Source organism: Laceyella tengchongensis (assembly GCF_900182735.1).
GTDB lineage: Bacteria > Bacillota > Bacilli > Thermoactinomycetales > Thermoactinomycetaceae > Laceyella > Laceyella tengchongensis.
This window is the reverse complement of the sequence record NZ_FXTU01000025.1, coordinates 1-2,027: the sequence shown is the minus strand read 5'-3', so window position 1 is coordinate 2,027 and position 2,027 is coordinate 1. Positions and strand designations below refer to the sequence as shown.

Here is a 2,027-nt window from a genome sequence, read left to right as displayed (position 1 = left end):
CTTTTGATGGGAACGACGCGGGGTGGAGCAGTCTGGTAGCTCGTCGGGCTCATAACCCGAAGGTCGCAGGTTCAAATCCTGTCCCCGCAACCAAACATGGCGGCGTAGCTCAGTTGGCTAGAGCGTACGGTTCATACCCGTGAGGTCGGGGGTTCGAGGCCCTCCGCCGCTATTACCGAGATGATCAACCCCATTGGGGTTGATCTTTTTTATTTTGCAAAGCTTTTTTGAAACAATAGGTGAAATAGGGCTTATATAGAGAAAAATCTAACGACCAAACCAGCTTTTAAAAAGGCTGGGGTTACTTAATCCCTGTAAAATGTTGTTGGTATCTGATAGATCCTTTGATACAAAACAGTCCCTTTAGACAATATGTAAGCGGATCGATTTTTAGTGTAATTTTCTTGTGTTAAAATAGAAAAAGTTAAGTGATATAACAGACAATTGCTGTTATGACACTTATAAAAAAAGTGTAATTACAACAACGGATGGAGATCAAAATGAACATAATAACTCTTTTATCTTACTTAAGTGCATTGGCCGTTGTAGGTTACTTTTTAATAATTCTATATCTTCATGTTAAATTTAGAAATTACAATCCGATTTATCATGCTGTAAGTGATTATGGTGTTGGTGAATCTAGGAAGTTACAAGTTTTATCAGGAGTATGTAACATCATATCGTCGCTGTTACTTGTTTTTGTTTTGTTATGTTGGGATAAAGATTTTCATTTTAAGACAGCTGCTATTATCATGTTAGGAATAAGAGCGCTGACGATTTTAGGTGTGCTTGTTTTTCCAACTGACCTCGAAGGAGAAAAAAGGACAACAACAGGAAGGTTGCATTATTTGTCTGCAATCATTCAGTTTACAATGACTGCGACAATTATTTTTAATTTAACTCCGGTATTTGTTCAAATGGGTATAAGTTCAGCATATGCAACTACTTTGGTAATTCTCACTTGGATCACCAAAATATCATTGATAGGCGTTATTTTAGGTATGTTTGTTTCACCGATGAAAAAGATTTTTGGCTTAGTAGAGAGAGGCTTTTTGTTTTCGAGTGCGCTTTATTTTTTGATTTTCAGCATCATGCTACCAACTCTTATTTCATTACATTAACCAATCCCCTACTCTTGTTTAAAGAGTGGGGGATTGGTCTAATCCCAGATAAATGTTTGCTGTTGTTTGTTTGTAACTGAAAGAGTATTAATATCTCTTTAATTGGATCGCATTGCCTCTCCATATTGATATTGCAACTGCTGCAAGGGAGTTGCCGATGGGCAGGACAAAGGCAATAATCGCTTTTGGACAACCAAAACGTATTAGTTTTGAGAGCACAGAATCAGAACTTGCAGTGAGATAAGCAATGAGTAGCTAAAAAATATTTATGCAGATTAGCCTGGAAACACATGAGCGCAAATACACCACCAAATGGAGTAAATTCAAAAGGAGATGGTCTTTTTCTGTTGAGCATAGGTAATTTTCAGGACAACATGGATTAAGGCGATACATCATAAAAAAGTATTGATTTTATTGTGCGATCATGCTACGTTATTACATGTTGCTTTTATCGCATTATTTGATGACTTGTTACACACATGATAAAAACAACAAAAAAAGTAGTTGACATTTATCACAGGAAATGATAAGATTTTTCTTGTCGCCGCGAAATGAGCGGTGTTGAATGAAAATGAAGCGTTCCTTGAAAACTAAAGAGTGACAACGTGACCTGTCAATTCGATGAAACACTTAACACTTTAGTGTTTAGTGTTTCACAACTCCGCGAGCTTTGCTCGGCGGAGTATCAACTTCGAGCATAGACTCAAACCTCATTCACACTTCGGTGTGAAACCTTTAACGGAGAGTTTGATCCTGGCTCAGGATGAACGCTGGCGGCATGCCTAATACATGCAAGTCGTGCGGGGGTCTTCGGACCCTAGCGGCGAACGGGTGAGTAACACGTGGGTAACCTGCCCGTAAGACTGGGATAACTCCGGGAAACCGGTGCTAATACCAGATAATCTC

At 38.9% G+C, this 2,027-nt stretch carries 1 protein-coding gene, 2 tRNA genes and 1 rRNA gene; all 4 read left to right on the top strand.

The features are described 5' to 3' along the window. The first annotated feature begins 16 nt into the window (after positions 1 to 16). Positions 17 to 93: transfer RNA gene (locus tag QQZ12_RS16900), tRNA-Met, on the top strand. A gap of 5 nt (positions 94 to 98) precedes the next feature. After that, positions 99 to 172: transfer RNA gene (locus tag QQZ12_RS16895), tRNA-Met, on the top strand. Positions 173 to 500: 328 nt separating this feature from the next. Then, positions 501 to 1,121: a DUF998 domain-containing protein gene (locus QQZ12_RS16890; RefSeq protein WP_284724688.1), complete on the top strand. Its 621-nt coding sequence runs from the start codon at positions 501 to 503 to the stop codon at positions 1,119 to 1,121. Between the two features lie 735 nt (positions 1,122 to 1,856). Then, positions 1,857 to 2,027 (top strand): 16S ribosomal RNA (locus QQZ12_RS16885); the annotation flags it as partial.